This is a genomic window from Mycobacterium novum (assembly GCF_010726505.1).
Taxonomy (GTDB): domain Bacteria; phylum Actinomycetota; class Actinomycetes; order Mycobacteriales; family Mycobacteriaceae; genus Mycobacterium; species Mycobacterium algericum.
In genome coordinates this window covers 3,122,797-3,144,573 of sequence record NZ_AP022562.1, presented here as the reverse complement: position 1 = coordinate 3,144,573, position 21,777 = coordinate 3,122,797, and the positions used below count along the sequence as shown (strand labels likewise).

General features: G+C 69.4%; 23 protein-coding genes and 1 pseudogene. 16 read left to right on the top strand and 8 right to left on the bottom strand.

From position 1 onward, the window contains the following. Positions 1–252: 252 nt before the first annotated feature. Both satS and G6N19_RS14560 read left to right on the top strand, forming a co-directional pair. On the top strand, positions 253–1,524 hold the full coding sequence (gene satS / locus G6N19_RS14565) for a protein export chaperone SatS (protein ID WP_041318521.1): 1,272 nt from the start codon (positions 253–255) through the stop codon (positions 1,522–1,524). A gap of 232 nt (positions 1,525–1,756) precedes the next feature. Continuing rightward, on the top strand, positions 1,757–2,320 hold the full coding sequence (locus G6N19_RS14560; protein ID WP_193374393.1) for an LGFP repeat-containing protein: 564 nt from the start codon (positions 1,757–1,759) through the stop codon (positions 2,318–2,320). Between the two features lie 70 nt (positions 2,321–2,390). Here the strand turns inward: G6N19_RS14560 and G6N19_RS14555 are convergent, their stop codons facing one another. The 3 genes from G6N19_RS14555 to G6N19_RS14545 are packed head-to-tail and all read right to left on the bottom strand — an operon-like array spanning position 2,391 to position 5,169. Next, a complete protein-coding gene (locus G6N19_RS14555; protein ID WP_193465186.1) occupies positions 2,391–3,479 on the bottom strand; it encodes an adenosine deaminase in 1,089 nt (362 codons plus the stop codon). Beyond that, complete coding sequence (locus tag G6N19_RS14550) at positions 3,476–4,786, bottom strand: thymidine phosphorylase (RefSeq protein WP_041318523.1); 1,311 nt, start codon at positions 4,784–4,786, stop codon at positions 3,476–3,478. The genes G6N19_RS14555 and G6N19_RS14550 overlap by 4 nt, the downstream gene beginning before the upstream one ends. After that, entirely contained in the window at positions 4,777–5,169 is a 393-nt protein-coding gene (locus tag G6N19_RS14545; protein ID WP_041320115.1) for a cytidine deaminase, read from the bottom strand. Before G6N19_RS14545 ends, G6N19_RS14550 begins: the two co-directional genes overlap by 10 nt. A gap of 222 nt (positions 5,170–5,391) precedes the next feature. Between G6N19_RS14545 and sdhC the strand changes: the two genes are divergently transcribed. From sdhC to G6N19_RS14515, 6 genes and pseudogenes are all read left to right on the top strand, one after another. After that, a complete protein-coding gene (sdhC, locus tag G6N19_RS14540; protein WP_081465563.1) occupies positions 5,392–5,823 on the top strand; it encodes a succinate dehydrogenase, cytochrome b556 subunit in 432 nt (143 codons plus the stop codon). Then, on the top strand, positions 5,820–6,287 hold the full coding sequence (locus tag G6N19_RS14535) for a succinate dehydrogenase hydrophobic membrane anchor subunit (RefSeq protein WP_013830073.1): 468 nt from the start codon (positions 5,820–5,822) through the stop codon (positions 6,285–6,287). The genes sdhC and G6N19_RS14535 overlap by 4 nt, the downstream gene beginning before the upstream one ends. A 32-nt stretch (positions 6,288–6,319) precedes the next feature. Beyond that, positions 6,320–8,074 (top strand): succinate dehydrogenase flavoprotein subunit, encoded by a 1,755-nt coding sequence (sdhA, locus tag G6N19_RS14530; protein ID WP_041318526.1) that lies wholly within the window; start codon positions 6,320–6,322, stop codon positions 8,072–8,074. A 77-nt stretch (positions 8,075–8,151) separates the two neighbouring features. After that, the gene (locus G6N19_RS14525; protein ID WP_013830075.1) at positions 8,152–8,943 is read left to right on the top strand and encodes a succinate dehydrogenase iron-sulfur subunit; all 792 of its coding nucleotides are present in this window, start codon (positions 8,152–8,154) and stop codon (positions 8,941–8,943) included. 102 nt (positions 8,944–9,045) lie between these two features. Beyond that, entirely contained in the window at positions 9,046–9,837 is a 792-nt protein-coding gene (locus G6N19_RS14520; RefSeq protein WP_193465185.1) for a phosphatidylethanolamine N-methyltransferase family domain-containing protein, read from the top strand. A 3-nt stretch (positions 9,838–9,840) separates the two neighbouring features. Further along, positions 9,841–10,455 (top strand): annotated as a pseudogene (locus G6N19_RS14515) (carboxymuconolactone decarboxylase family protein); the annotation flags it as partial. A gap of 50 nt (positions 10,456–10,505) precedes the next feature. Here the strand turns inward: G6N19_RS14515 and G6N19_RS14510 are convergent. After that, positions 10,506–11,408, bottom strand: coding sequence for a sigma-70 family RNA polymerase sigma factor (locus G6N19_RS14510; protein ID WP_041318529.1), 903 nt, complete (start codon positions 11,406–11,408; stop codon positions 10,506–10,508). Positions 11,409–11,437: 29 nt separating this feature from the next. After that, positions 11,438–11,875, bottom strand: a complete 438-nt coding sequence (locus G6N19_RS14505) for a hypothetical protein (protein ID WP_013830079.1) — start codon at positions 11,873–11,875, stop codon at positions 11,438–11,440. A gap of 91 nt (positions 11,876–11,966) precedes the next feature. Between G6N19_RS14505 and G6N19_RS14500 the strand changes: the two genes are divergently transcribed. From G6N19_RS14500 to G6N19_RS14475, 6 genes are all read left to right on the top strand, one after another. Next, entirely contained in the window at positions 11,967–12,962 is a 996-nt protein-coding gene (locus tag G6N19_RS14500; protein WP_193465183.1) for an SMP-30/gluconolactonase/LRE family protein, read from the top strand. A 68-nt stretch (positions 12,963–13,030) separates the two neighbouring features. After that, positions 13,031–14,263, top strand: a complete 1,233-nt coding sequence (locus G6N19_RS14495; protein WP_041318532.1) for a D-alanyl-D-alanine carboxypeptidase family protein — start codon at positions 13,031–13,033, stop codon at positions 14,261–14,263. Beyond that, positions 14,257–14,640, top strand: a complete 384-nt coding sequence (locus G6N19_RS14490; protein ID WP_049792921.1) for a DUF4345 domain-containing protein — start codon at positions 14,257–14,259, stop codon at positions 14,638–14,640. The genes G6N19_RS14495 and G6N19_RS14490 overlap by 7 nt, the downstream gene beginning before the upstream one ends. 41 nt (positions 14,641–14,681) lie before the next feature. Further along, positions 14,682–16,088, top strand: coding sequence for a sugar porter family MFS transporter (locus G6N19_RS14485; protein WP_041320117.1), 1,407 nt, complete (start codon positions 14,682–14,684; stop codon positions 16,086–16,088). Beyond that, positions 16,085–17,203: an N-acetylglucosamine-6-phosphate deacetylase gene (gene nagA, locus G6N19_RS14480; RefSeq protein WP_193465182.1), complete on the top strand. Its 1,119-nt coding sequence runs from the start codon at positions 16,085–16,087 to the stop codon at positions 17,201–17,203. Before G6N19_RS14485 ends, nagA begins: the two co-directional genes overlap by 4 nt. 10 nt (positions 17,204–17,213) lie before the next feature. After that, positions 17,214–17,486 carry a GNAT family N-acetyltransferase gene (locus tag G6N19_RS14475; RefSeq protein WP_013830085.1) on the top strand — a complete coding sequence of 91 codons (273 nt, stop codon included), beginning with the start codon at positions 17,214–17,216 and terminating at the stop codon, positions 17,484–17,486. A 16-nt stretch (positions 17,487–17,502) separates the two neighbouring features. Here the strand turns inward: G6N19_RS14475 and G6N19_RS14470 are convergent, their stop codons facing one another. Genes G6N19_RS14470 through trpS form a run of 3 tightly spaced genes read right to left on the bottom strand, consistent with a single transcriptional unit; the run spans position 17,503 to position 20,416 of the window. Beyond that, complete coding sequence (locus G6N19_RS14470) at positions 17,503–18,441, bottom strand: DUF5996 family protein (RefSeq protein ID WP_041318536.1); 939 nt, start codon at positions 18,439–18,441, stop codon at positions 17,503–17,505. A gap of 29 nt (positions 18,442–18,470) precedes the next feature. Next, positions 18,471–19,385 (bottom strand): inner membrane protein YhjD, encoded by a 915-nt coding sequence (yhjD, locus tag G6N19_RS14465; protein WP_013830087.1) that lies wholly within the window; start codon positions 19,383–19,385, stop codon positions 18,471–18,473. A gap of 8 nt (positions 19,386–19,393) precedes the next feature. Continuing rightward, positions 19,394–20,416 (bottom strand): tryptophan--tRNA ligase, encoded by a 1,023-nt coding sequence (gene trpS, locus G6N19_RS14460; protein ID WP_013830088.1) that lies wholly within the window; start codon positions 20,414–20,416, stop codon positions 19,394–19,396. A gap of 78 nt (positions 20,417–20,494) precedes the next feature. On the opposite strand from trpS, the gene G6N19_RS14455 reads away from it, so the two are divergent. After that, on the top strand, positions 20,495–21,097 hold the full coding sequence (locus G6N19_RS14455; protein ID WP_193465181.1) for a TetR/AcrR family transcriptional regulator: 603 nt from the start codon (positions 20,495–20,497) through the stop codon (positions 21,095–21,097). Then, a complete protein-coding gene (locus tag G6N19_RS14450) occupies positions 21,098–21,748 on the top strand; it encodes an enoyl-CoA hydratase-related protein (RefSeq protein WP_193465180.1) in 651 nt (216 codons plus the stop codon). Positions 21,749–21,777: the final 29 nt, after the last annotated feature.

The following is a 21,777-nucleotide window of genomic DNA, read 5'->3' as shown; positions in this document are numbered from 1 at the left end:
CCGCCGATACCGCCGCCCCCAGCTGACCTAATCGCATAGTCGTCATCGCGGCCTCCCCGGCCCGGGGCTTTATGCGTTGCCAAACGCATCCCCGGCGAAGTGAACCTAACTAAAAGATGAGGGCGACGCCATTGTTAACACAAGAAATTCAGGATTCTTTATCGGCGGTGGCGGGAGGCGACAATCCGGCTGCCAATCCCGGCGCTAATCCCGGTTCGGGGAGCCGCCGGGCACCTCGCTACTCTGTGCGCCATGGCAGCTGACCTCGTACCGATCCGTCTTGCGGTGACCGCCGGTGACCGCTACACGCTGTGGGCGCCGCGCTGGCGCGACGCCGGTGACGAGTGGGAGGCGTTCCTCGGCAAGGATGAAGACCTCTACGTGTTCGACACCGCGGCCGACCTGGTGGCGTTCGTGCGGACCAACACCGACAACGACCTGACGGATCATCCCGCCTGGCCGCGGCTGGTCGAGGCCAACGCCCACAAGCTCAACCCGCCGCGGAGCCGCCAGTACGACTTGATCGCGGTCGAGGAACTGCTGGCCGACAAGCCCACCAAGCAGTCCGTGCGCTCGGTGGCCGACGCCCTGGAGATCGTCTCCTCCATCGGGACGGTCTGTGACCTGACCGCGGTGACGAAGTTCTTCAACGGCAACCCGAGCCTGGGCACGCTGGCCGGTGGCGTCGACAACTTCACCGGCCGGGCCGGTCGCAAGCGGTGGAACCAGATCGCCGACATCATCGGCCGCAGCTGGAGCAACGTGTTGGCGGCCGTCGAAGGGGTCATCAGCACACCCGACGTCGACGCCGCCGCGTCGTCGCGGGCAGCCGACGAACTGGCCGAAGAACCCCCGGTCGAGGTGACCGAGGCCGAGACCGAGGTGGCGCCGGCCGATGCCGAAACCGCCGACGCCACCGAGAGCACCGAGGCGGCCGTCGAGCGCGCCCGCGGCGACCGCGTGGTGCTCGGCGGCGACGCGGACTTCTGGGCCAAGGTGGGCATCGATCCGATCCGGATCATGACCGACAACGGGACGTTCTTCACGCTGCGCTGCTACCTCGGCGACGAGCCGGTGTTCCTCGGCCGCAACGGCCGGATCAGCGTGTTCAACTCCGAGCGCGCGCTGGCCCGCTACCTGGCCGACGAGCACGATCACGACCTGTCGGACCTGAGCACCTACGACGACATCCGCACCGCGGCCACCGACGGCTCGCTGGCCATCGACATCACCGACGACAACGTCTACGTGCTGTCCGGGATGGTCGACGACCTGACCGACGGGCCCGACGCCGTGGACCGCGAGCAACTCGAACTGGCCGTGGAGTTCCTGCAGGACGTGGGCAGCTACGCCGAGGACGGTGTGGTCGCCGAAACCCTCAAACCGGACCGCGCGCTGGGCCGAATGGTCGGCTACGTGCTCGACCGGGAATCGGTGGCCGAACCGCAGCGTCCGTTCGCTCCGGCGGTCAAGGAATGGGAGCAGCTCGAGCAGTTCGTGCAGTCGCGGCTGCGGCGCGAGTAACGCGCGAACTCAGCGCTTTCCCACCCCCCTGCAGCGGCGTCTGGCGGCATCGTCGGTGCTCTTCGGCGGTGCGGGTATGGCGGCGAGTATCGCCGGAATTCACCGACAATTGCCGCAACCATTTGCCCGATTTCATTGCCCGGTGGTCGTATCCCCGATAACATCTGGCCCGATAACCTCTGGCCGGGCCGTGTGGGTTTGCGGGGCCCTTCCAAATTCGAAAGGACTACACATGCGCAAGGCAACACAACGAGCCGCAGCTGTATCCGCCGCAGTTTTGGGGCTCGCGTTGATCGGCACGGGGTGCAGTAGCACCAAGGAAAAGACCAGCGAAGCCCTGAGTTCGGCGAGCTCGGTCGCATCCTCGGCCAGCTCGGTGATCTCGTCGGCGGTCACCACCCCCGCCGAGGAGAGCGGCGCCGCCAGCTCCACCGAGATGACCGGCGCGGACGGCAAGGAGTACACCGTCGCCGGCCCCATCCTGGCCAAGCTGGACTCGCTGGACGCCGCAGCCAAGCAGAGCCTGGGTGAGCCGACCGGCGCCGAGCAGAAGAACCCCGACGGCGGCGTCTACCAGCAGTTCGACGGCGGCGTGATCGTTCACACCACCCGGTCGTACGTGGTGTGGGGCAAGATCCGCGACAAGTGGAACGAGCTGGGCGGCTCGCAGGGCAAGCTCGGTTACCCGACCAGCGATGAGACCACCAACGCTGACGGCACCAAGCAGACCACCTTCGAGCACGGCGTCGTCACCTGGAAAGACGGCGACCCGGAGGCCACTGTCACCGAGCACTGATCTGGCTGGAGAAGGCCGGGCAATCGCAATCGCGGTTGTCCGGCTTTCGCCTTTCAGCGACCCGGCCGATTCAGCCGACCAGCACCGCGAATCGCGGCTTGATCACTTCCTCGATGATTGCCACCCGCTGGTCGAACGGGATGAATGCCGATTTCATCGCATTCACCATGAACCGCTGCAGATCGGTCCAGCCGTAGCCGAACGTCTCGGCGAGCACCGCCATCTCCTTGCTCATGGTGGTGTCGCTCATCAGCCGGTTGTCGGTGTTGATCGTCACCCGCAGCCGGGCGCGGGCCAGCAGGTCGAACGGATGCTCGGCGATGCTGCCGACCGCGCCGGTCTGCACATTGGAGCTCGGGCACAATTCCAGCGGGATCCGCTTGTCCCGCAGGATGGCCGCCAGCCGGCCCAACCGCACCTGCCCGTCGTCATCGACGGTGATGTCGTCGGTGATCCGCACCCCGTGCCCGAGCCGGTCGGCGCCGCAGAACGCGATCGCCTCGTGAATGGACGGCAGCCCGAAGGCCTCGCCGGCGTGGATGGTGAAGCGGGCGTTGTGATCGCGCATGTACTCGAACGCGTCCAGGTGCCGGCTCGGCGGGTGGCCGGCCTCGGCGCCGGCGATGTCGAACCCGACCACACCCTTGTCGCGGAACCGGATCGCCAGCTCGGCGATCTCCCGGGACAGCGCCGCGTGACGCATCGCGGTGACCAGGCAGCGCACCGTGATGTCGCGGCCGGCGGCCGCGGCCCGGCGCTCCCCGTCGGCGAACCCGGCCAGCACCGCATCGGTCACCGCGTCGAACGACAGCCCGCCCTCGATGTGCAGTTCGGGCGCGAACCGCACCTCGGCGTAGACCACCGCGTCGGCGGCCAGGTCCTCGACGCACTCGGCGGCAACCCGGAACAGCGCGTCGGGGGTCTGCATCACCGCCACGGTGTGGCTGAACGGTTCCAGATACCGCTCCAGCGACCCGCTGTGGGAGCGGGTGCGAAACCAGGTCGCCAGCTCCTCGGGGTCGGTGGCGGGCAGCCCGTCGTAGCCGACCTGCCCGGCGATGTCGACGACGGTGGCCGGCCGCAGCCCACCGTCGAGGTGGTCATGCAGCAGCGCCTTGGGCGCCTGCCGGATCGTCTCCAGGGTCAACGGTGTGGTCATGGGGCCGCTCCGATGATCAGTGGGCGCGGGACGGGCGCGGCGTCTGGGCCGCTCAGGATCCGGTAGCCGCCGTCGAGCTCGGCGTGCGCCGGCCCGAACCGCTCGGGAGCATCGGTGTACAGCGTGAACAGCGCCTCGCCGGCGCTGACCGGCTCCCCCGGCCGACGGTGGATGCGCACGCCGGCGCCGGCCTGCACACGTTCACCCGGGCGGGAGCGCCCCGCTCCCAGCCGCCATGCCGTCATACCCACCGCCATCGCGTCGATTTCCCCCATTGTGCCGTCCCGGGGTGCGGTGACCGTCTCCGAGCACGCCGCCACCGGCAGCGCAACGCTCAGATCCCCGCCCTGGGCGGCGACCATCGCGGCGAAGGCGTCCATCGCGGTGCCGTCGGCCAACGTCGCGGCCGGCTCACGGTCGTCCAACCCGGCCAGCTCCAGCATCTCGGTGGCCAGCGCGAGCGTGAGCGCCACCACGTCCTCGGGCCCGCCGCCCGCCAGCACGTCGAGTGCCTCGGCGACCTCCAGGGCGTTGCCGACGGTCGCGCCGAGCGGGCTGTTCATGTCGGTGAGCAGGGCGCGGGTCGGCACGCCGTGGGCCGCACCCAGCTCGATCATCAGCTCGGCAAGCTGCCGGGCCGGACCGGCCGACTTCATGAAGGCGCCCGAGCCGACCTTGACATCAAGGACCAGTGCACCAGTTCCTTCGGCCAGTTTCTTGCTCATCACCGAGCTGGCGATCAGCGGCAGCGACTCCACGGTGGCGGTGATGTCCCGCAGCGCATACAGCTTGGCGTCGGCCGGCGCCAGGGCACCGGCGGCGAAGATCGCCGCCCCGACCTCGGCGAGCTGCTCGCGCAGCCGGGCCGTCGGCAGCACCGGGTCGAAACCCGCGATCGACTCCAGCTTGTCCAGCGTGCCGCCGGTGTGGCCCAGACCGCGGCCGGAGGCCTGCGGCACCGCGGCACCGCAGGCGGCGACCACCGCGACCAGCGGCAACGTGATTTTGTCGCCCACCCCGCCGGTGGAGTGTTTGTCGACGGTGGGCACCCGGCGCCCGTCGCGCCGCAGCTCGCGAAAGTCCATCCGCTCCCCGGAGGCGATCATCGCCGCGGTCCAGCGCGCGGTCTCTTCGGCGTCCATGCCACGCAGGAAGATCGCCATCAACAGCGCCGCCATCTGCTCTTCGGCGATCTCGGCGGCCGTGTAGGAGTCGATCAGCCAGTCGATCGCGGCGTCGGGCAGCCGGTGACCGTCGCGCTTGGCGGCGATCAGCGTCGGGGCGTCAAAGGAGCGGTTCACTGCCATGCGTCGGGTCCGAAGGCGTCGGGCAGCAGTTCCGAGAGCCGCCGGGCGCCGGCGGGATGGTCGACGAGCAGCTCGGGTCCGCCGTGTTCGAGCAGCACCTGCCGGCACCGACCGCACGGCATCAGTAGATTGCCGGCGGCGCCGGTGCACGACAGCGCCACCAGCCTGCCTCCCCCGGCGGTGCACAGCGCGGCGACCACCGCACACTCGGCGCACAGGCTCAGGCCATATGAGACATTTTCCACATTGCAGCCGGTGAACAACCGTCCGTCGGCGGTAAGGGCGGCCGCGCCGACCCGCAGCCCCGAATACGGCGCATAGGCGTTCGCGGCGACCGAAATTGCATTGCGCCGCAACACTTCCCAGTCGACTACGGCAGCCATCTCAGCTGCGCCCATATCGTGTGGAACCCATCGCGTCACCTTGTCCGTCCACCTCGGCTTGTCGAACGTCACCCTAACTTCGACCATTCCTACCCGCCGGTAACTTCGACGTGGTCGTTTCGACGCTGTGGATGGGTTTAGAGTCCAAGCCGAGGTTTACTGACAGCTATGGCGTTGAGTAGCTGCCGCAAGCACGGCGGCTACAGATATTGGAGGCGCTAGATGACGGCGACATCCGCCGAGACGGCGGGACCCGGGACGCAGGCGACCACCCGCCGTCCCCGGCGGCAGAGTCTGTACAAGGGCGACCCGGGGATGTGGGCGTTCGCCCTGCACCGGATCACCGGTGCGACCATCTTCTTCTTCCTGTTCGTCCACGTGCTCGACACGGCCCTGGTGCGGGTCAGCCCGCAGGCCTACACCGAGGTGATCGCGACCTACAAGACCCCGCTCGTCGGCCTGATGGAACTCGGCCTGGTCGCTGCGGTGCTGTTCCACGGCCTCAACGGCGTCCGGCTGATCCTGATCGACTTCTGGTGGCAGGGCTGCCGCTGGCAGCGCCAGATGCTGGTGGCGGTCGGCGCCGTCTGGCTGGTGGTGATGGTGCCGGTGGTGGTCCGGATCGGCATGCACATGGCGGAGCGATTCTTATGAGCACACCTGATCTGCAACTCGGCCGCGGCGCGCTGGCCCCGGTGCGCGGCCCGGACCGCGACCGGCCCGCCAGCCTGGGCGACCCGCGCGCGCCGTTCCGGCACAAGGGGATGGCCAACTTCGAGAAGTACACCTGGCTGTTCATGCGGTTCTCCGGCGCCGTACTGATCTTCCTGGTGCTCGGGCACCTGTTCATCATGCTGATGTGGGACGACGGGGTGTACCGGATCGACTTCAACTTCGTGGCCGAGCGCTGGCGCTCGCCGTTCTGGCAGATCTGGGACCTCAGCCTGCTGTGGCTGGCTCAGCTGCACGGCGGCAACGGCATGCGCACCATCATCAGTGACTACACCCGCAGCGGCCGCAGCCGGTTCTGGCTGCTGAGCCTGCTGGCGGTGTCGATGGTCTTCACGCTGGCGCTGGGCAGCTACGTGCTGCTGAGCTTCGACCCGAACATTTCTTGACGGCAGATCTCCTACGAACGGGTGATATCGCGGTGATTGCAGAACATCGATATGACGTGGTGATCGTCGGCGCCGGCGGCGCCGGGATGCGCGCGGCGGTGGAGGCCGCGCCCCGCGCTCGGACTGCGGTGCTGACCAAGCTGTACCCCACCCGCAGCCACACCGGCGCCGCGCAGGGCGGCATGTGCGCCGCGCTGGCCAACGTCGAGGACGACAACTGGGAGTGGCACGCCTTCGACACCGTCAAGGGCGGCGACTACCTGGCCGACCAGGACGCCGTGGAGATCATGGCCAAGGAGGCCATCGACGCGGTGCTCGACCTGGAGAACATGGGCATGCCGTTCTCCCGCACCCCCGAGGGCCGCATCGACCAGCGCCGGTTCGGCGGGCACACCCGCGACCACGGCAAGGCCCCGGTGCGCCGGTCCTGCTACGCCGCCGACCGCACCGGCCACATGATCCTGCAGACGCTGTACCAGAACTGCGTCAAGCACAACGTGGAGTTCTTCAACGAGTTCTACGTGCTGGATCTGACGCTCACCGAGACCCCGTCGGGTCCGGTGGCTACCGGCGTGGTGGCCTACGAGCTGGCCACCGGTGCCATCCACGTCTTCCACGCCAAGGCGATCGTGCTGGCCACCGGCGGTTCGGGCCGGATGTACAAGACCACCTCCAACGCCCACACCCTGACCGGCGACGGCATGGGCGTCGTCTTCCGCAAGGGCCTGCCGCTGGAGGACATGGAGTTCCACCAGTTCCACCCGACCGGCCTTGCCGGGCTGGGCATCCTGATCTCGGAGGCGGTGCGCGGTGAGGGCGGCCGACTGCTCAACGCCGACGGTGAGCGGTTCATGGAGCGCTACGCCCCCACGATCGTCGACCTGGCCCCCCGCGACATCGTGGCCCGCTCGATGGTGCTCGAGGTGCTCGAGGGCCGCGGCGCCGGGCCGAACAAGGACTACGTCTACATCGACGTGCGCCACCTCGGCGAGGACGTGCTCGAGGAGAAGCTGCCCGACATCACCGAGTTCGCCCGCACCTACCTGGGCGTCGACCCGGTCAAGGAGCTGGTGCCGGTCTACCCCACCTGCCACTACGTGATGGGCGGCATCCCCACCACGGTGACCGGGCAGGTGCTGCGCGACAACACCGCGGTGGTGCCGGGCCTGTACGCCGCCGGCGAGTGTGCCTGCGTGTCGGTGCACGGCGCCAACCGGTTGGGCACCAACTCGCTGCTGGACATCAACGTGTTCGGCCGCCGCGCCGGTATCGCCGCCGCCGAGTACGCCAACACCCACGAGTTCACTGAGCTGCCGGAGAACCCGGCCGACATGGTGGTCAACTGGGTCGCCGACATCCTCTCCGAGCACGGCAACGAGCGCGTCGCCGACATCCGCGGTGCGCTGCAGCAGTCGATGGACAACAACGCCGCGGTGTTCCGCACCGAGAAGACGCTCAAGCAGGCGCTGTCCGACATCCACGCCCTCAAGGAGCGGTATGCCCGAATCACCGTGCACGACAAGGGCAAACGCTTCAACTCCGATCTGCTGGAGGCCATCGAGCTGGGCTTTCTGCTGGAGCTGGCCGAGGTCACCGTGGTGGGTGCGCTGAATCGCCGGGAGTCCCGCGGCGGGCACGCCCGCGAGGACTACCCCAACCGCGACGACGTCAACTTCATGCGCCACACCATGGCCTACAAGGAAGGCACCGACCTGATCGCCGACATCCGGTTGGACTACAAGCCGGTGGTGCAGACCCGCTACGAACCGAAGGAACGGAAGTACTGATGTCCTCTTCAGCTGACTCCGGCTGCTGCTCATCAGATTCAGGCTGCTGCTCGCCCGGTCCGGCGAGCGCGGCACCGGTGGCGCTGGTCGACGGCCCGCCGGCCGGTGACCCGCCGCTGCCGCCGGTCCCCGAGGGCGCCCGGATGGTCACGCTCAAGATCGCCCGGTACAACCCGGAGAACCCCGACCAGTACGCCGCCACCGACGGCTGGCAGAGCTTCCGGGTGCCGGCGCTGCCCACCGACCGGCTGCTGAACCTGCTGATCTATGTCAAGAGCTACCTGGACGGCACGCTGACCTTCCGGCGCTCCTGCGCGCACGGCGTGTGCGGCTCCGACGGGGTGCGGGTCAACGGCAACAACAAGCTGGCCTGCAAGATGCTGATGCGCGACATCCTGCCGAAAAAGCCTGGTAAGGAGCTGACGCTGACCATCGAGCCGATGCGCGGGCTGCCGGTGGAAAAAGACCTCGTGGTCGACATGGAACCGTTCATGGACGCCTACAAGGCGATCAAGCCGTACCTGATCACCTCCGGCAACCCGCCCACCCGGGAGTGGATCCAGAGCCAGCACGATCGGCACCGCTACGACGACACCACCAAGTGCATCCTGTGCGGCATCTGCACCACCAGTTGCCCGGTGTACTGGAGCGAGGGGTCCTACTTCGGCCCGGCGGCGATCGTCAACGCCCACCGGTTCATCTTCGACTCGCGTGACGAGGGTGCGGCCGAGCGGTTGGACATCCTCAACGAGGTCGACGGGGTGTGGCGCTGCCGCACCACGTTCAACTGCACCGACGCCTGCCCGCGCGGCATCGAGATCACCAAGGCGATCCAGGAGGTCAAGCGGGCGCTGATGTTCGCCCGCTAGGCCTTGGGCGACCGTGCGTGTTTGTCCGCCGACACGCCGCTGCGGGAGTACAACTGTGCACCCTCGCGAGAGGCCTGCCGGCCTCGTGATAGGACACTGACTATGCACTGGTACACCGGCAACAGCGGCTATGACACCGTCCTGACCTTCGCGTTCGGCTTCGCCGCGTTCGTGATCATCGGCGGCTTCTTCGGCCAGAGCTCCTACGGCCGGTTCTCCTCGGCCAAGCTCGGCTTCAACCTGAACCCGAAGTTCGGCTGGTGGCTGATGGAGATCCCGGCGACGGTGGTGTTCTTGATCGCCTACCTGTGCGGGCCTGCCCGGTTCGAGCCGACGTCGCTGGTGCTGGCCGGGATCTGGGCGCTGCACTACGCCAACCGCGGCTGGTTCTTCCCGCTGGCGATCCGCCAGGTGCCCGGCAAGCGCAGCACGTTCAACATCTCGGTGGTGGTGATGGGCATGCTGGTCACGACCATGCACGGCTACCTCAACGGTGCGCTGTTCAGCCACGACTACCTGGGGCAGTACAGCCGTTCCTGGCTGACCGACCCGCGTTTCGTGGTGGGCCTGGTGATCTACCTGTGCGGGTTCGCGCTGCTGGTCAGCTCCGAGTCGATCGTGCGCAACCTGCGCGACAAGAACAACCCGGGTGCTGCCGAGTACCGGATCCCGTTCGGCGGCGGCTTCCGGTTCGTCACCAGCCCGGCCTACCTGGGCGAGATCATCGCCTGGACGGGTTTCGCGATCCTGACCTGGGCGCTGCCCGGTGTGGTGATCCTGCTGATCACCGCCGGCAACCTGATCCCGCGCGCGTTGCAGACCCACCGCTGGTACCGGGAGAAGTTCGCCGACTATCCCACCGACCGCAAGGCACTGGTGCCGTTCCTGCTCTGAGGCTCGTCACAACTGGGCGGGCCGCGTCGTCTAACGGGTATGAGCACTCAACCACGTATCGAACCGCTGTCCCCCAAGAAGGCCGGCCTGCTGACCCGCGCGATGTACCGCTACGCCAAACGTCGCTTCGGTGAGGTCCCCGAGCCCTTCACCGTCATCGCGCACCACCCGCGACTGCTGGTCGCCGCCGCCGCGCACGAAGGCCTGCTGCAGTCCGCGTCCCGCAAACTGCCCGCCGAGGTCCGCGATCTGGCGGTGTTCTGGACCGCCCGCACCATCGGCTGCTCGTGGTGCGTGGACTTCGGCGCCATGCTGGCCCGGCTGGAGGGCCTGGACACGGAGCGGCTCAAAGAGATTGATAATTACGCAACTTCTCCACTTTTCACCGACGACGAGCGGGCCGCCATCGCCTACGCGAACGCCGTCACCACCGATCCGCACACCGTCACCGACGCCCAGGTCGCCGATCTGCGCGCGCGATTCGGCGACGACGGCGTCATCGAGCTGACGTATCAGATCGGGGTCGAGAACATGCGGGCCCGGATGTATTCGGCGCTGGGCATCACCGAGCAAGGGTTCAGCTCGGGGGACGCCTGCCGGGTGCCGTGGGCCCAGTGACACCCGAAACTGTTGTTAGCGTGCAGAAGTGCGAGTGCACATCTCGTCAACTACAGGCTCGCGGCACCGCGCAGCGGAGAACCACTGAACTTGTCCGGGTTGGCGATATCCCAGACGGCATAGACCAGACCGTCGCGCACCGTCATCGCGGTGACGCGCGGTAGCAGCTCGGCGAACCCCTCGGCAGCGGGAGCCCCAGGCGTGTAGGCGCCGAGTTCACCGTTGACCAACGCCAACTGGTTTGCGGTCGTCAGGGTCGGCCCGTACCGGCGCGCCAGGCCGAACAGGAACCGCGCCACCTTCTCCGGGCCGTGGATGGTCCGCACCGCGGTCGGCGCCCGGCGGTTGGCGTCGCCGGTGAACGTCACCTCGGGATGCAGCAGCGCCACCACCGCGTCCAGGTCACCGGCGGCCATCGCGGCCATCAACGTCCCGACCGTCTCCGCGTGCCGCGGATCGGGTTCCGGCGGCGGGTCGGCGGCAACGGCCCGGCGGGCCCGCGACGCCAGCTGGCGGGCGGCGGCCTCACTGGTGTGCAGCACCGCGGCGACCTCCCCGAAGGGCACCGCGAAGCCGTCGTGCAGCACGAACGCCACCCGCTGATCCGGGGTCAGCCGCTCCAGCACCACCATCGCGGCGAACCGGGCGTCCTCGCCGGCCACCACCGCCGACAACGGCTCGTCGACGCCGGTCACCACTGGCTCCGGAAGCCATTCGCCCACATACGTTTCGCGGCGCCGCGGCGCCGAGCGCAGCCGGTCCAGGCCGAGCCGGCTCACCACCGTCGTCAACCATGCCCGCAGGTCGACGATCTCGTCGCGCTCGGCGGCATCAAAACGCAGCCACGCGTCCTGCACGATGTCCTCGGCGTCGGCGAACATCCCGGTAAGCCGGTAGGCCACCGCCAGCAGGTGAGGCCGCAACGCCTCGAAGTCGTCCACCGCCGTCGTCATCGCAAACCAGCCTAGGCCGCGCCGACCCCTCAGTGCGGCTGCTGCGCGCCGGGCCACAAGCCGACCAGCGCGATCACGCAAACCGCCAGCATCGCCACGCTCAGGCTGTACAGACCGGCGTCGACGAGATTCTCCTGCCACGCGGAGCCATGGTGACCGGCGCCGGCGATCGGCGTCGTCCGTCCGGTGCCGAAGATCGCGGCCGCCAGCGTGCTTGCCCAGTTGGCGTAGGTGCCGTAGAGCGCCAGCCAGAACAACGTCGTCAGCCAGCGCGCCGAGAGCCGCAGCCGGCCCCACAGCAGACCGAGCACCACCAGGAACATCCCGTTCAGCACGCCTTCCAGGTGCGAGGACAACCCCATCCGCGGGTTGTTCATCGCCCCGGTCACCAGCCCGGTGAGCAGACCCAGCAGAAACAGCAGGACGCCGAACCACAGCAGCGTCCGGCCCTTGTCAGCACCTGTCATCGGCCCTCCTTGGATCAGCGGCCCAGCACGACATTATTCCGTCGGGCGCATTGCCGAACGGATTAGCGAAGACCGCCTTAATGTCGTCGGCATGAGCCCCAAGCCACGCATCTCCCCGGTCCGCTGGCGGCCGCCGCCGTCGCGGCCGCTGCCTCCGCCCGATCCGACGCCGCCACTGCGGGTCGTCGAGATCCCCGGTACCGCCGCCGAAGACGTCGTCGTCGACGCCGACGGCGCCATCTGGACCGGTGTCGAGGACGGCCGCATCATCGCGGTCGGTCCCGGTGCCGCCCCGCCGCGGGTGATGACCGACACCGGCGGGCGCCCGCTCGGGCTGGCCTTCACCCGGGATCACCGGCTGCTGATCTGCGACAGCCACCGCGGCCTGCTGCGCTTCGACCCGAAATCCGGACAACTTGAGACCCTGGTCAGCCATGTGGCCGGCCGGCCGCTGACGTTCTGTTCGAATGCGGTCGAAGCATCCGACGGCACCATCTACTTCACCGAATCCACCGACCGGTTCCGCTACGAGTACTACAAGGCCTCGGTGATCGAGGCCCGCGCCAGCGGCTCGCTGCTGCGGCGCACCCCCGACGGCGCGACGACGGTGCTGGCATCGGGCCTGCACTTCGCCAACGGGGTGACGCTGACCGCCGACGAATCGGCGGTGGTGTTCGCCGAGAGCACCGGGTGCCGGTTGTCCAAGTACTGGCTGACCGGGCCGCGGGCCGGTTCGATCACCGGGCTGGTGAGCGAGTTGCCCGGCCATCCGGACAACATCTCCACCGGGCGGGACGGCCGGATCTGGGTGGCGATGGTCTCGGATCGCAACGCGCTGTCGGAGTGGCTCTCCCCGCGCGCGCCGGTGCTGCGCACGCTGCTGTGGCGGTTGCTGCCGTATCGCTGGCTGCCGGATACCAAGTCCGGGGCGTGGGTCATCGGCTTCGACGCCGACGACGGCCGGGTGCTCAGCCAGTTCCGCAGCACCGATCCGGCGTTCGGGCTGGCCACCGGGGTGGTCGAGGCCGGCGATCGGCTGTGGCTGGGCCGGATCAACGGGCCGGGCCTGGCGTATTTTCAGTTGTAACTTCCGCACCACCAGTCACAGCGTGGCTCCCGCGGTTCGCGGCGCGGGTCGCCTACCCTGCACACACGATGACTTTTGCGCGCTCGGTATCAGCCCTGGTGGCGGTGGGTTTTCTCACCGCCGCCGCACCCCTGGCCGCCCCGGCGGCCATGGCCGACCCCACCCCCGGGCTCAACGCGGGAACCGTCGGCTGCCCCTACCAGGTGAGCACCCCGCCCGCCGTCGACGCCTCGGAGGTGCCGCTGGCCGGTGAGCCGCCGCTGCCGCTGCCGGTGCCGGCCACCCCGGTCGGCGGCGACGCGCTGGCCGGCTGCGGGATCGTCGTCGCGCCCGGCACCCCACCGGTGCCCGGCGATGTCTCCGCCGAGTCGTGGCTGGTGGCCGACATGGACAGCGGGGCGGTGATCGCCGCCCGCGACCCGCACGGCCGGCACCGGCCCGCCAGCGTGATCAAGGTGCTGACCGCGATGGCAGCGCTCAACGAGCTGGACCTGGCCAAGGTCGTCCCCGGCACCCAGGAGGACGCCAACGCCGAAGGCACCCGCGTCGGCGTCGGCCCCGGCGGCGACTTCACCGTCAATCAGTTGCTGCACGGCCTGCTGATGGGGTCGGGCAACGACGCCGCCCACGCCCTGGCCACCGAGCTCGGCGGCATGGACACCGCACTGCACAAGATCAACGCGCTGGCCGCCCGGCTGGGCGGCCGCGACACCCGCGCCGCCACCCCGTCCGGGCTGGACGGGCCGGGCATGAGCACCTCGGCCTACGACATCGCGCTGTTCTACCGCTACGCCTGGAACAACCCGGTGTTCGCCGACATCGTCGCCACGCGGAACTTCGCGTTCCCCGGCTACGGCGACGTGCCCGGCTACACCTTGGAGAACGACAACCAGCTGCTCTACAACTACCCGGGTGCCCTCGGCGGCAAGACCGGCTACACCGACGACGCCGGGCAGACGTTCGTGGGCGCGGCCAGCCGCGACGGCCGGCGGCTGGTGGCGGTGCTGCTGCGCGGCACCCGGCAGCCGATCCCGCCGTGGCAGCAGGCCGCGCAGCTGCTCGACTACGGCTTCGCCACCCCGCCCGGCACCCGGGTCGGCACCCTGATCGAACCCGACCCCTCGCTGGTCACCCGGGCACCCGCCGACGGGCCCAGCCCGCAGGCCATGATGCTGGCGCCGGCCGACGACACGGTGCCGGTGCGGGTCGGGGTGAGCATCTTCGGCACGATCATCGTGTTCGCGCTCATCATGGGTGCGCGCTCACTGAACCGCCGGCCGGGCAGGGCCTCGACGTGGTGAAGGCGCTACGGGCCTTCGGCTGGTTCTCCGGGCTGCTGCTGATCGCGATCGGATTGAGCCGGATGGCGTTGTCGCTGGACTCCATTCCCGACGGCCAGGACGTCAACGCGACCGTCGACAGCGAGAGCCGGGCGGCCGGTGCGCTGTTGATCGGGTTCGGCATCGGCTATATCGAGGCGTTCCGCCGAGCGCGGATCCCGGCCGGGGCGGTACGGCTGCTGGCACTGACCATGGCGCTGCTGGGGGTGTCGCGGTTGATCTCGATGGCCGACGTGGGCATGCCCCATCCGTCGTTCACGGTGGCCTGTGTCGTCGAGTTCGTCGCGGCCGGTTTGACCTATTGGTATGCCACCCTGGCCGATCGGGGTGTGCGCTGACCCCATCCCCTACGGTGAGCTAGGTGGGCCGAATCGGGGAACTGCGCCGATCCTCGCCGCTGGCACTGCTGGTCGGGGTGGCCGCCGCCAGTGTCGGCGTGATCTACGGTTACGACCTGTCCAACATCGCCGGCGCGCTGCTGTTCATCGAGGCCGACTTCGGGCTGACCGCCGCCCAGCAGGAGATGGTGGCCACCGCGACGGTGATCGGCGAGATCGCCGGCGCCTTGGCCGCCGGGTGGCTGGCCAACGCGATCGGGCGCAAGAAGTCGATGGTCTCGGTGGCGCTGGGCTACGCGGTGTTCGCGCTGCTGGGGGCGGCGGCGACGTCGGTGTCGATGCTGACCGTGGCCCGGCTGCTGCTCGGCGTCACCATCGGGGTGTCGGTGGTGGTGGTGCCGGTGTTCGTGGCCGAGTCGGCGCCGGCCGCCGCCCGCGGCGCGCTGCTGGTCACCTACGGGGTGGCCACCGTGGTCGGGATCATCGCCGGCTACCTGTTCGCCTACCTGCTGGCCGGGGCCGGCAACTGGCGGGCGATGCTGGGGCTGGCCGCGGTGCCCGCAGTGCTGGTGACGCTGCTGTTGGCCCGCATCCCCGACACCGCGCGCTGGTATCTGCTCAAGGGCCGGGTCGACGACGCGTACCGCGCCCTGCGCCGCATCGAACCGAACATCGAGGCCGCCCAACGCGAACTCGCCGAGATCAGCCGGACGCTGCAGGAGGAACGCCGCAGCGGGGTCGGAGTGCTGCGCGAGATGCTGCGGCCGCCGTATCTGCGGGCCACGCTGTTCGTGGTGACGCTGGGGTTCTTCATCCAGATCACCGGGATCAACGCGATCGTCTACTACAGTCCCCGGCTGTTCGAAAAGATGGGTTTCGAAGGCGATTTCGCGCTGTTGATCCTGCCGGCGCTGGTGCAGGTGGCCGCGCTGGCGGCGATGTTCGTCTCGCTGGCGTTGATCGACCGGGTGGGCCGTCGTCGCATCCTGCTGTCGGGGATCGCCACGATGGTCGTCGCCAACGCGCTGCTGATCGCGGTGTTCGCGACCGGCCCGGCGTTCGGTGACGCGCTGGCGGCGCTCAAGTTCGGCGGGGTGCTGTTGTTCACCGCCGGCTACACCTTCGGGTTCGGTTCGCTGGTGTGGGTCTACGCCGGGGAGGCCCTGCCGGCGCGGCTGCGCGCGATGGGCTCCTCGGCGATGCTGACCTCGGATCTGGTGGCCAATGCGGTTGTCGCCGGGGTGTTTCTGAGCATGCTCACCGCGCTGGGCGGCGCCGGAACGTTCGCGGTGTTCGGGGTGCTGGCGCTGCTGAGCCTGGCGTTCGTGTACCGCTACGCCCCCGAGACTAAGGGCCGGCAACTCGAGGACATCCGGCATTTCTGGGAGAACGGCGGCCGCTGGCCCGACGAACAGCCGACGTCGGCTGAGATCGGCGCGTCGACGTGACCCTGATCTCCGCCGGCGCCGTGGTGCTCGACGGCCGGGTCTGCCGGCCCGGCTGGCTTTCGGTGGCCGACGGGCGGATCGCCGAGTGCGGGACCGGGCCGGTACGCGCCGACGTCGAATTCGCGGATTGCGTTGTGGTGCCGGGCTTCATCGACATGCACTGCCACGGGGGCGGGGGCGTCGGGTACCCCGACGGCCCGGATCGCGCGGCGGCACTGCACGCCGCGCACGGCACCACCGGCGGGCTGGCCAGCCTGGTGAGCGCCGCCCCGGCGGTGCTGTTGGACCAGGTGCGCGCGCTGGCCGACGCCACCCGGCGCGGCGTGGTGGACGGCATCCACCTGGAGGGACCGTGGCTGAGCGGGCACCACTGCGGCGCCCACGATCCCGCCTGGCTGCGCGCCCCCGACGACGCCGAGCTCGCTGCGCTGCTGGCCGCCGGCGACGGCGCGATCCGGATGGTGACCCTGGCACCCGAACTGCCCGGCGGAGCGGCCACGATCCGGCGGCTGGTCGACGCGGGAATCGTTGTGGCGCTGGGGCACACCGACGCCGGCTACGACCAGGCGCAGGCCGGGATCGATGCCGGCGCAACGGTCGGCACCCATCTGTTCAATGCGATGCGGGCGTTGCACCACCGCGAGCCGGGGCCGGTGCCGGCACTGCTGGCCGATCCGCGGGTGACCGTCGAGCTGATCGCCGACGGGGTGCACCTGCATCCGGCGCTGATCCGGCACGTCGTGGCGACCGCCGGCCCGGACCGGGTCGCGCTGGTCACCGACGCTATGGCCGCCGCCGGGGCCGGCGACGGGGTGTTCACCCTCGGCGGGCTCGACGTGGAGGTGGCCGACGGGGTGGCCCGGCTGCACGGCACCACCACCATCGCCGGCAGCACCGCCACCATGGACCGGCTGTTCGCGACCGCGGTGAACCTGCTGGGCGGGCACGACGCGGCGCTGGCCGCGGCGGTGCGCATGACCGCGACCACCCCGGCGCGGGCGCTCGGCCTCGACGGCGCCGGGGTTTTGGCCGTCGGGTCCGCGGCTAACCTGGTGGTGATGGATGCCGACCTGCAGCTGGTGCGGGTGATGCGCCGCGGAATGTGGCTGAGATGAAGGAGAACCGATGAGCGAGCCGACCATCATCGATGTGCCTGAGCAGTGCCGCTATGAGATCAGCGTGGACGGCGTTCGGGCCGGGCTGGCCGCCTACCGTGACAGCGGCGATCAGCGGGACTTCCACCACACCGAGATCGACAAGGCGTTCGGCGGTCAGGGGCTGGCCACCAAGCTGATCGCCTACGCGCTGGCCGACACCCAGGCCGCGGGCAAGCGGATCGTGCCGAGTTGCTCGTTCGTGGAGGCCTACGTGGCCAAGCACCCGGAGTACGCCGGCTGAGCTGAATTAACGCTGCTCAGCGCGGTGGTCGCGTTGATCGCCAGCGGTCCGGATCGTCTTCGAGGGCGCCGCGATCCCAGTCGCCGCGCACCGCCGCCGCCTCGTAGGTGTCCTGGAGGAAGTCCAGCAGCACCGCGTCCGGGTCGGGCGCTTGCCGCACCACTTCGTAAGGCAGCACGAATTCACCCAGCTGAGTGCTGTAGTACGCGTCCGCGGGCCGCACCGGGTGGTCGGCGAAACCGTCGGGCTCCGGGTAGGCGTAGGCGTAGAAGCCGCCCTCCTCCCCGCCGCCGGGCCAGAATCCGCAGCTGCTGAGTTCGTGTGAGTAGCCCTCCACCATCACCCAGTCGCCGCAGTTGGGCGCCCCGCCCGGGTGCGTCGGGGCGGTTCGGCCAGAGAAGCGGGTGCATGCCAGATCCATTGCGCCCCAAAAGAAGTGAACCGGACTGGACTTGCCGATGAAGCGGGAGCGAAACCGGTTCAGCACCCGGTGCGCCTGCACCAGTTGCCGCCAGAACCGCTGGGCGGCCTCCGCGTCGTAGGAGGCGTGCTCGACGTCTTCGGCGAACGGCACGGCAGGCTCGACCTCGTTGGGGTGCGACTGGATTCGGGTTTGCAGACCCAACTCGTCCAGCGCCGACAGGAACTCGGCGTGGAACCGGGCCACCGATTGTTCCCGCAGTGCAATGGTGCCGGCCGCACCATTGCCGCTTCGGATCGCCAGGCGGTGGTCGATGAAGTCGAACTCGATGTCGAAGACGTCGTTGCCGTACGGGATCGCCGACGTGGTCAGCCCCCGAGCGGTGACGTACAGCGTCACCTGCCACCAGTGGTTGACCAGCGGGGCGTGCGCCAGGCGGACCTTTCCGACGATCTGGGTCCACATGTGCAGCGTGTCCCGGGTCGGCCCCCAGTCCTCGACTCGGAGGCGGGGCCAGGAGGAGTCGTGTGCCATGGGCTTCTACTACCCGTCACGGCAGCCGGTCACACCGTCGCTTCGGGCCGTTCAGGCCGCGGCCGGTTCTCCGCCGACGTCGCCGCCCACGCGGTGGCGAACAGGATCAGTCGCACGGTGATGTAGGCGAACACCAGCAGGCCCAGCACCGGACCGAACACCGCCCCGGCCGGGCCGTTGACCACCGACTGCAGGTAGACCGAGCCGGCCTGTTTGAAGAGTTCGTAGCCGACCGCGGCGATCAGCCCGGCCCGCGCGGCGCTGGCCAGGCCGACCGACTCGCGGGGCAGCCGCGCGATCATCCAGGTGAACAACAGCCACGACACCGCCACCGCCATCCCGACCGACGCGACCCGCAGCAGCGCCCCCAGCAGGTCGAAATCCGGAACGCCCAGCCAGCGCAGCGTCTTGCGCATCAGCTTCGGGTCGGCCAGTGCGGTCAGCGCAATCGTGACGAGCATGGCGCCGAAGGCCCACACCATCGCGACCAGGTCCGACAGTTTCGCCGAGACGAAACCCGGTTTCTCCGAACGCTTGTCCCACATCTCGGAGAGCGCCTCGCGCAGATTGGCCATCCACGTCAGGCCCACCCACCCGGCGGTGGCCAGGCCGATCACGCCGACGGAGGCGCGCGAGGAGATCGCGGTGTCCATCAAGGTGACCAGCTCGTCGCCGAATGTGCCGGGGATCGAATGCTTGATCCGGCGCTCGATCTCGTCGAGCACCTCCGGCCGCCGCGACAGCAAGAAGCCGCCGACGGAGAACCCGACCATCGCCAGCGGGAACAGCGCGAAAATGGTGTAGTAGCTCATCCCGGCGGCGAAGAAGTTGCCCTGGCAGTCGTCGTAGCGTTCCTGCGCCCGCATCACGTGGTCGAACCAGCCGTAGCGCTCCCGCAGCCGGTCGATGACGCCCGGCTTGGAGGGGTCGGCCTGGTCGGTCACGGCTCTGCTCATACCGGCGGCGGAAGGAATCCCACCCGGTCGTAGACGCGCGCGATGGTCCCGGCGGCCAGCGTCCGGGCCCGCTCCGCTCCGGCCGCCAGCACCGCGTGCAACTCGGCGGGATCTGCCAGCAGTTCGTCGACGCGCGCCTTGATCGGGGTGACGAACTCGGCGACGGCCTCGGCGGTCTCCTTCTTCAGGTCGCCGTAGCCGCGGCCGGCGTAGCCTTCCACCAGTTTCTCGACGCTGGCCCCGGTGATCGCCGACTGGATGGTCAGCAGGTTGGACACCCCGGGCTTGGCGTCCGGGTCGTAGCGGATCTCGCGCTCGGAGTCGGTGACCGCCGAGCGGATCTTCTTGGCACTTTTCGCCGGATCGTCAAGCAAGCTGATCAGACCGGCGTCGGTGGCCGCCGACTTGCTCATCTTCGCGGTGGGGTCGGCCAGGTCGTAGATCTTGGCGGTGGCCTTCGGGATCATCGGCTCCGGCACGACGAAGGTGTCGGGGAAACGGGCGTTGAACCGTTGCGCCAGGTCTCGGGCCAGCTCGAGGTGCTGCCGCTGGTCCTCGCCGACGGGCACCACGTCGGTGTCGTAGAGCAGCACGTCGGCGGCCATCAGCACCGGGTAGGTGAACAATCCCACCGTCGTCGAGTCCGAACCCTGCTTGGCCGATTTGTCCTTGAACTGCGTCATCCGCGAGGCCTGTCCGAATCCGGTGAAACAGCCCAGCACCCAGGCCAGTTCGGCATGCGCCGGTACGTGGCTCTGGACGAAGATCGCGCTGCGGGCCGGGTCGATGCCCAGTGCCAGGTACTGCGCGGCGGTCACCAGCGTGCTGCGGCGCAGCGTCTCGGGGTCCCAGCCCGGGACCGTGATGGCATGCATGTCGACGACGCAGAACAGCGCATCGTGGTCGTCCTGCAGCTCCGCCCAGTGGGTGATCGCCCCCAGCGCGTTGCCGAGGTGCAGCGACGCCGAGGTGGGCTGGACGCCGGAGAAGACGACGGGGCGGGTGGCAGAAGTGCTCATGGTTTCTCGATCCTGTCACGCCGGTGCGCCGGTGGACCCACCTGGTAACAGAGCATTCGCTCTGTTATCGTGGCCGCCATGCCCCGCCCGCGCGTGCACGACCCGGATCGGGTGCTGGCGGCTGTCGAGTCGCTGGCGGCCCGGTCCGGCCCGGCGGCGGTGACGATCCGGGCCGTCTCCGAGGCGACCGGAGCCTCTAACGGCGCGGTCTACCACGGCTTCGGGTCGCGGGCCGGCCTGATCGCCGCGGCCTGGTTGCGGGCGGGACGTCGATTCCTAGATATGCAGCGCGAACTCGTCGACAGTGCGCACGACGCCGTGGCGGCCGTCGTCGCCGCCGCCGACACCCCGCTGATATTCGCCGAACGCCACCCGGAGTCCTCGGCGTTGCTGCTGGCGATCCGGCGCGAGGAATTGCTCACCGACGACCTGCCCGCCGACGTCGCTGAACCGCTGCGCCGCCTCGACACCGAACTGATCGGCCTGCTGATCCGGCTCGCGGCCGCGATGTGGGAGCGCCGCGACGCCGCCGCCGTCGACACCATCACCACCTGCGTCGTCGACCTGCCCACCGCGATCGTGCTCAGCCGAAACCGGTTGGGCAACAACGCCGCCCGCGCCCAACTGCACGCCGCGGTACGCGCCGTGCTGGCCGTGGGACCAGAGAAAGGAACCTGCTGAGTGAAGCTGACCTACGACGACAAGATCGCCGTGCTCGATCTCGGCGACGACGAGAACCGGTTCTCCCCGGACTTTCTCGACGAGGTCGAGCGGATGCTCGACGACGCGGTGTCCAGCGGTGCCCACGGCCTGGTCACCACCGCGGGCGGCAAGTTCTACTCCAACGGCTTGGACCTGGACTGGCTGGCCGCCCACAGTGACCGCGGCGACTGGTACGTCGGGCGGGTGCAGGCGTTGCTGGCAAAGGTGCTGACGCTGCCGATCCCGACCGCGGCGGCGGTGGTGGGCCACGCGTTCGGGGCCGGGGCGATGCTGGCGATCGCCCACGACTTCCGGGTGATGCGCGCCGACCGCGGCTTCTTCTGCTTCCCCGAGGTCGACATCCGGATCCCGTTCACTCCTGGGATGGCCGCGCTGATCCAGGCCAAACTCACCCCGCAGGCGCAGGTGGCGTCGATGACGACCGGCCGCCGGTTCGGCGGTGTGGATGCTGCGGCCGTCGGGATCGTCGACGGCACCGCGGGTGAGGGCGCGGTGACGCCCGCCGCGGTCGAGTTGCTGCGGCCGCTGGCCGGGAAGGATCCCGGCACGCTCGGCGCGATCAAGGCCGGCATGTTCGGGCCGGCGGTGGCGGCGCTGACCACGGAGTGAACAACATCGGCCCCACCCGTCACCGGCGG

Excerpts from the sequence above, each read along its gene's own strand:
- satS (WP_041318521.1), top strand. The coding sequence starts at position 253 with ATGGCAGCTGACCTCGTACCGATCCGTCTTGCGGTGACCGCCGGTGAC.
- G6N19_RS14560 (WP_193374393.1), top strand. The coding sequence starts at position 1,757 with ATGCGCAAGGCAACACAACGAGCCGCAGCTGTATCCGCCGCAGTTTTG.
- G6N19_RS14555 (WP_193465186.1), bottom strand. The coding sequence starts at position 3,479 with ATGACCACACCGTTGACCCTGGAGACGATCCGGCAGGCGCCCAAGGCG.
- G6N19_RS14550 (WP_041318523.1), bottom strand. The coding sequence starts at position 4,786 with ATGGCAGTGAACCGCTCCTTTGACGCCCCGACGCTGATCGCCGCCAAG.
- G6N19_RS14545 (WP_041320115.1), bottom strand. The coding sequence starts at position 5,169 with ATGGCTGCCGTAGTCGACTGGGAAGTGTTGCGGCGCAATGCAATTTCG.
- sdhC (WP_081465563.1), top strand. The coding sequence starts at position 5,392 with ATGACGGCGACATCCGCCGAGACGGCGGGACCCGGGACGCAGGCGACC.
- G6N19_RS14535 (WP_013830073.1), top strand. The coding sequence starts at position 5,820 with ATGAGCACACCTGATCTGCAACTCGGCCGCGGCGCGCTGGCCCCGGTG.
- G6N19_RS14520 (WP_193465185.1), top strand. The coding sequence starts at position 9,046 with ATGCACTGGTACACCGGCAACAGCGGCTATGACACCGTCCTGACCTTC.
- G6N19_RS14510 (WP_041318529.1), bottom strand. The coding sequence starts at position 11,408 with ATGACGACGGCGGTGGACGACTTCGAGGCGTTGCGGCCTCACCTGCTG.
- G6N19_RS14505 (WP_013830079.1), bottom strand. The coding sequence starts at position 11,875 with ATGACAGGTGCTGACAAGGGCCGGACGCTGCTGTGGTTCGGCGTCCTG.
- G6N19_RS14500 (WP_193465183.1), top strand. The coding sequence starts at position 11,967 with ATGAGCCCCAAGCCACGCATCTCCCCGGTCCGCTGGCGGCCGCCGCCG.
- G6N19_RS14495 (WP_041318532.1), top strand. The coding sequence starts at position 13,031 with ATGACTTTTGCGCGCTCGGTATCAGCCCTGGTGGCGGTGGGTTTTCTC.
- G6N19_RS14475 (WP_013830085.1), top strand. The coding sequence starts at position 17,214 with ATGAGCGAGCCGACCATCATCGATGTGCCTGAGCAGTGCCGCTATGAG.
- G6N19_RS14470 (WP_041318536.1), bottom strand. The coding sequence starts at position 18,441 with ATGGCACACGACTCCTCCTGGCCCCGCCTCCGAGTCGAGGACTGGGGG.
- trpS (WP_013830088.1), bottom strand. The coding sequence starts at position 20,416 with ATGAGCACTTCTGCCACCCGCCCCGTCGTCTTCTCCGGCGTCCAGCCC.
- G6N19_RS14455 (WP_193465181.1), top strand. The coding sequence starts at position 20,495 with ATGCCCCGCCCGCGCGTGCACGACCCGGATCGGGTGCTGGCGGCTGTC.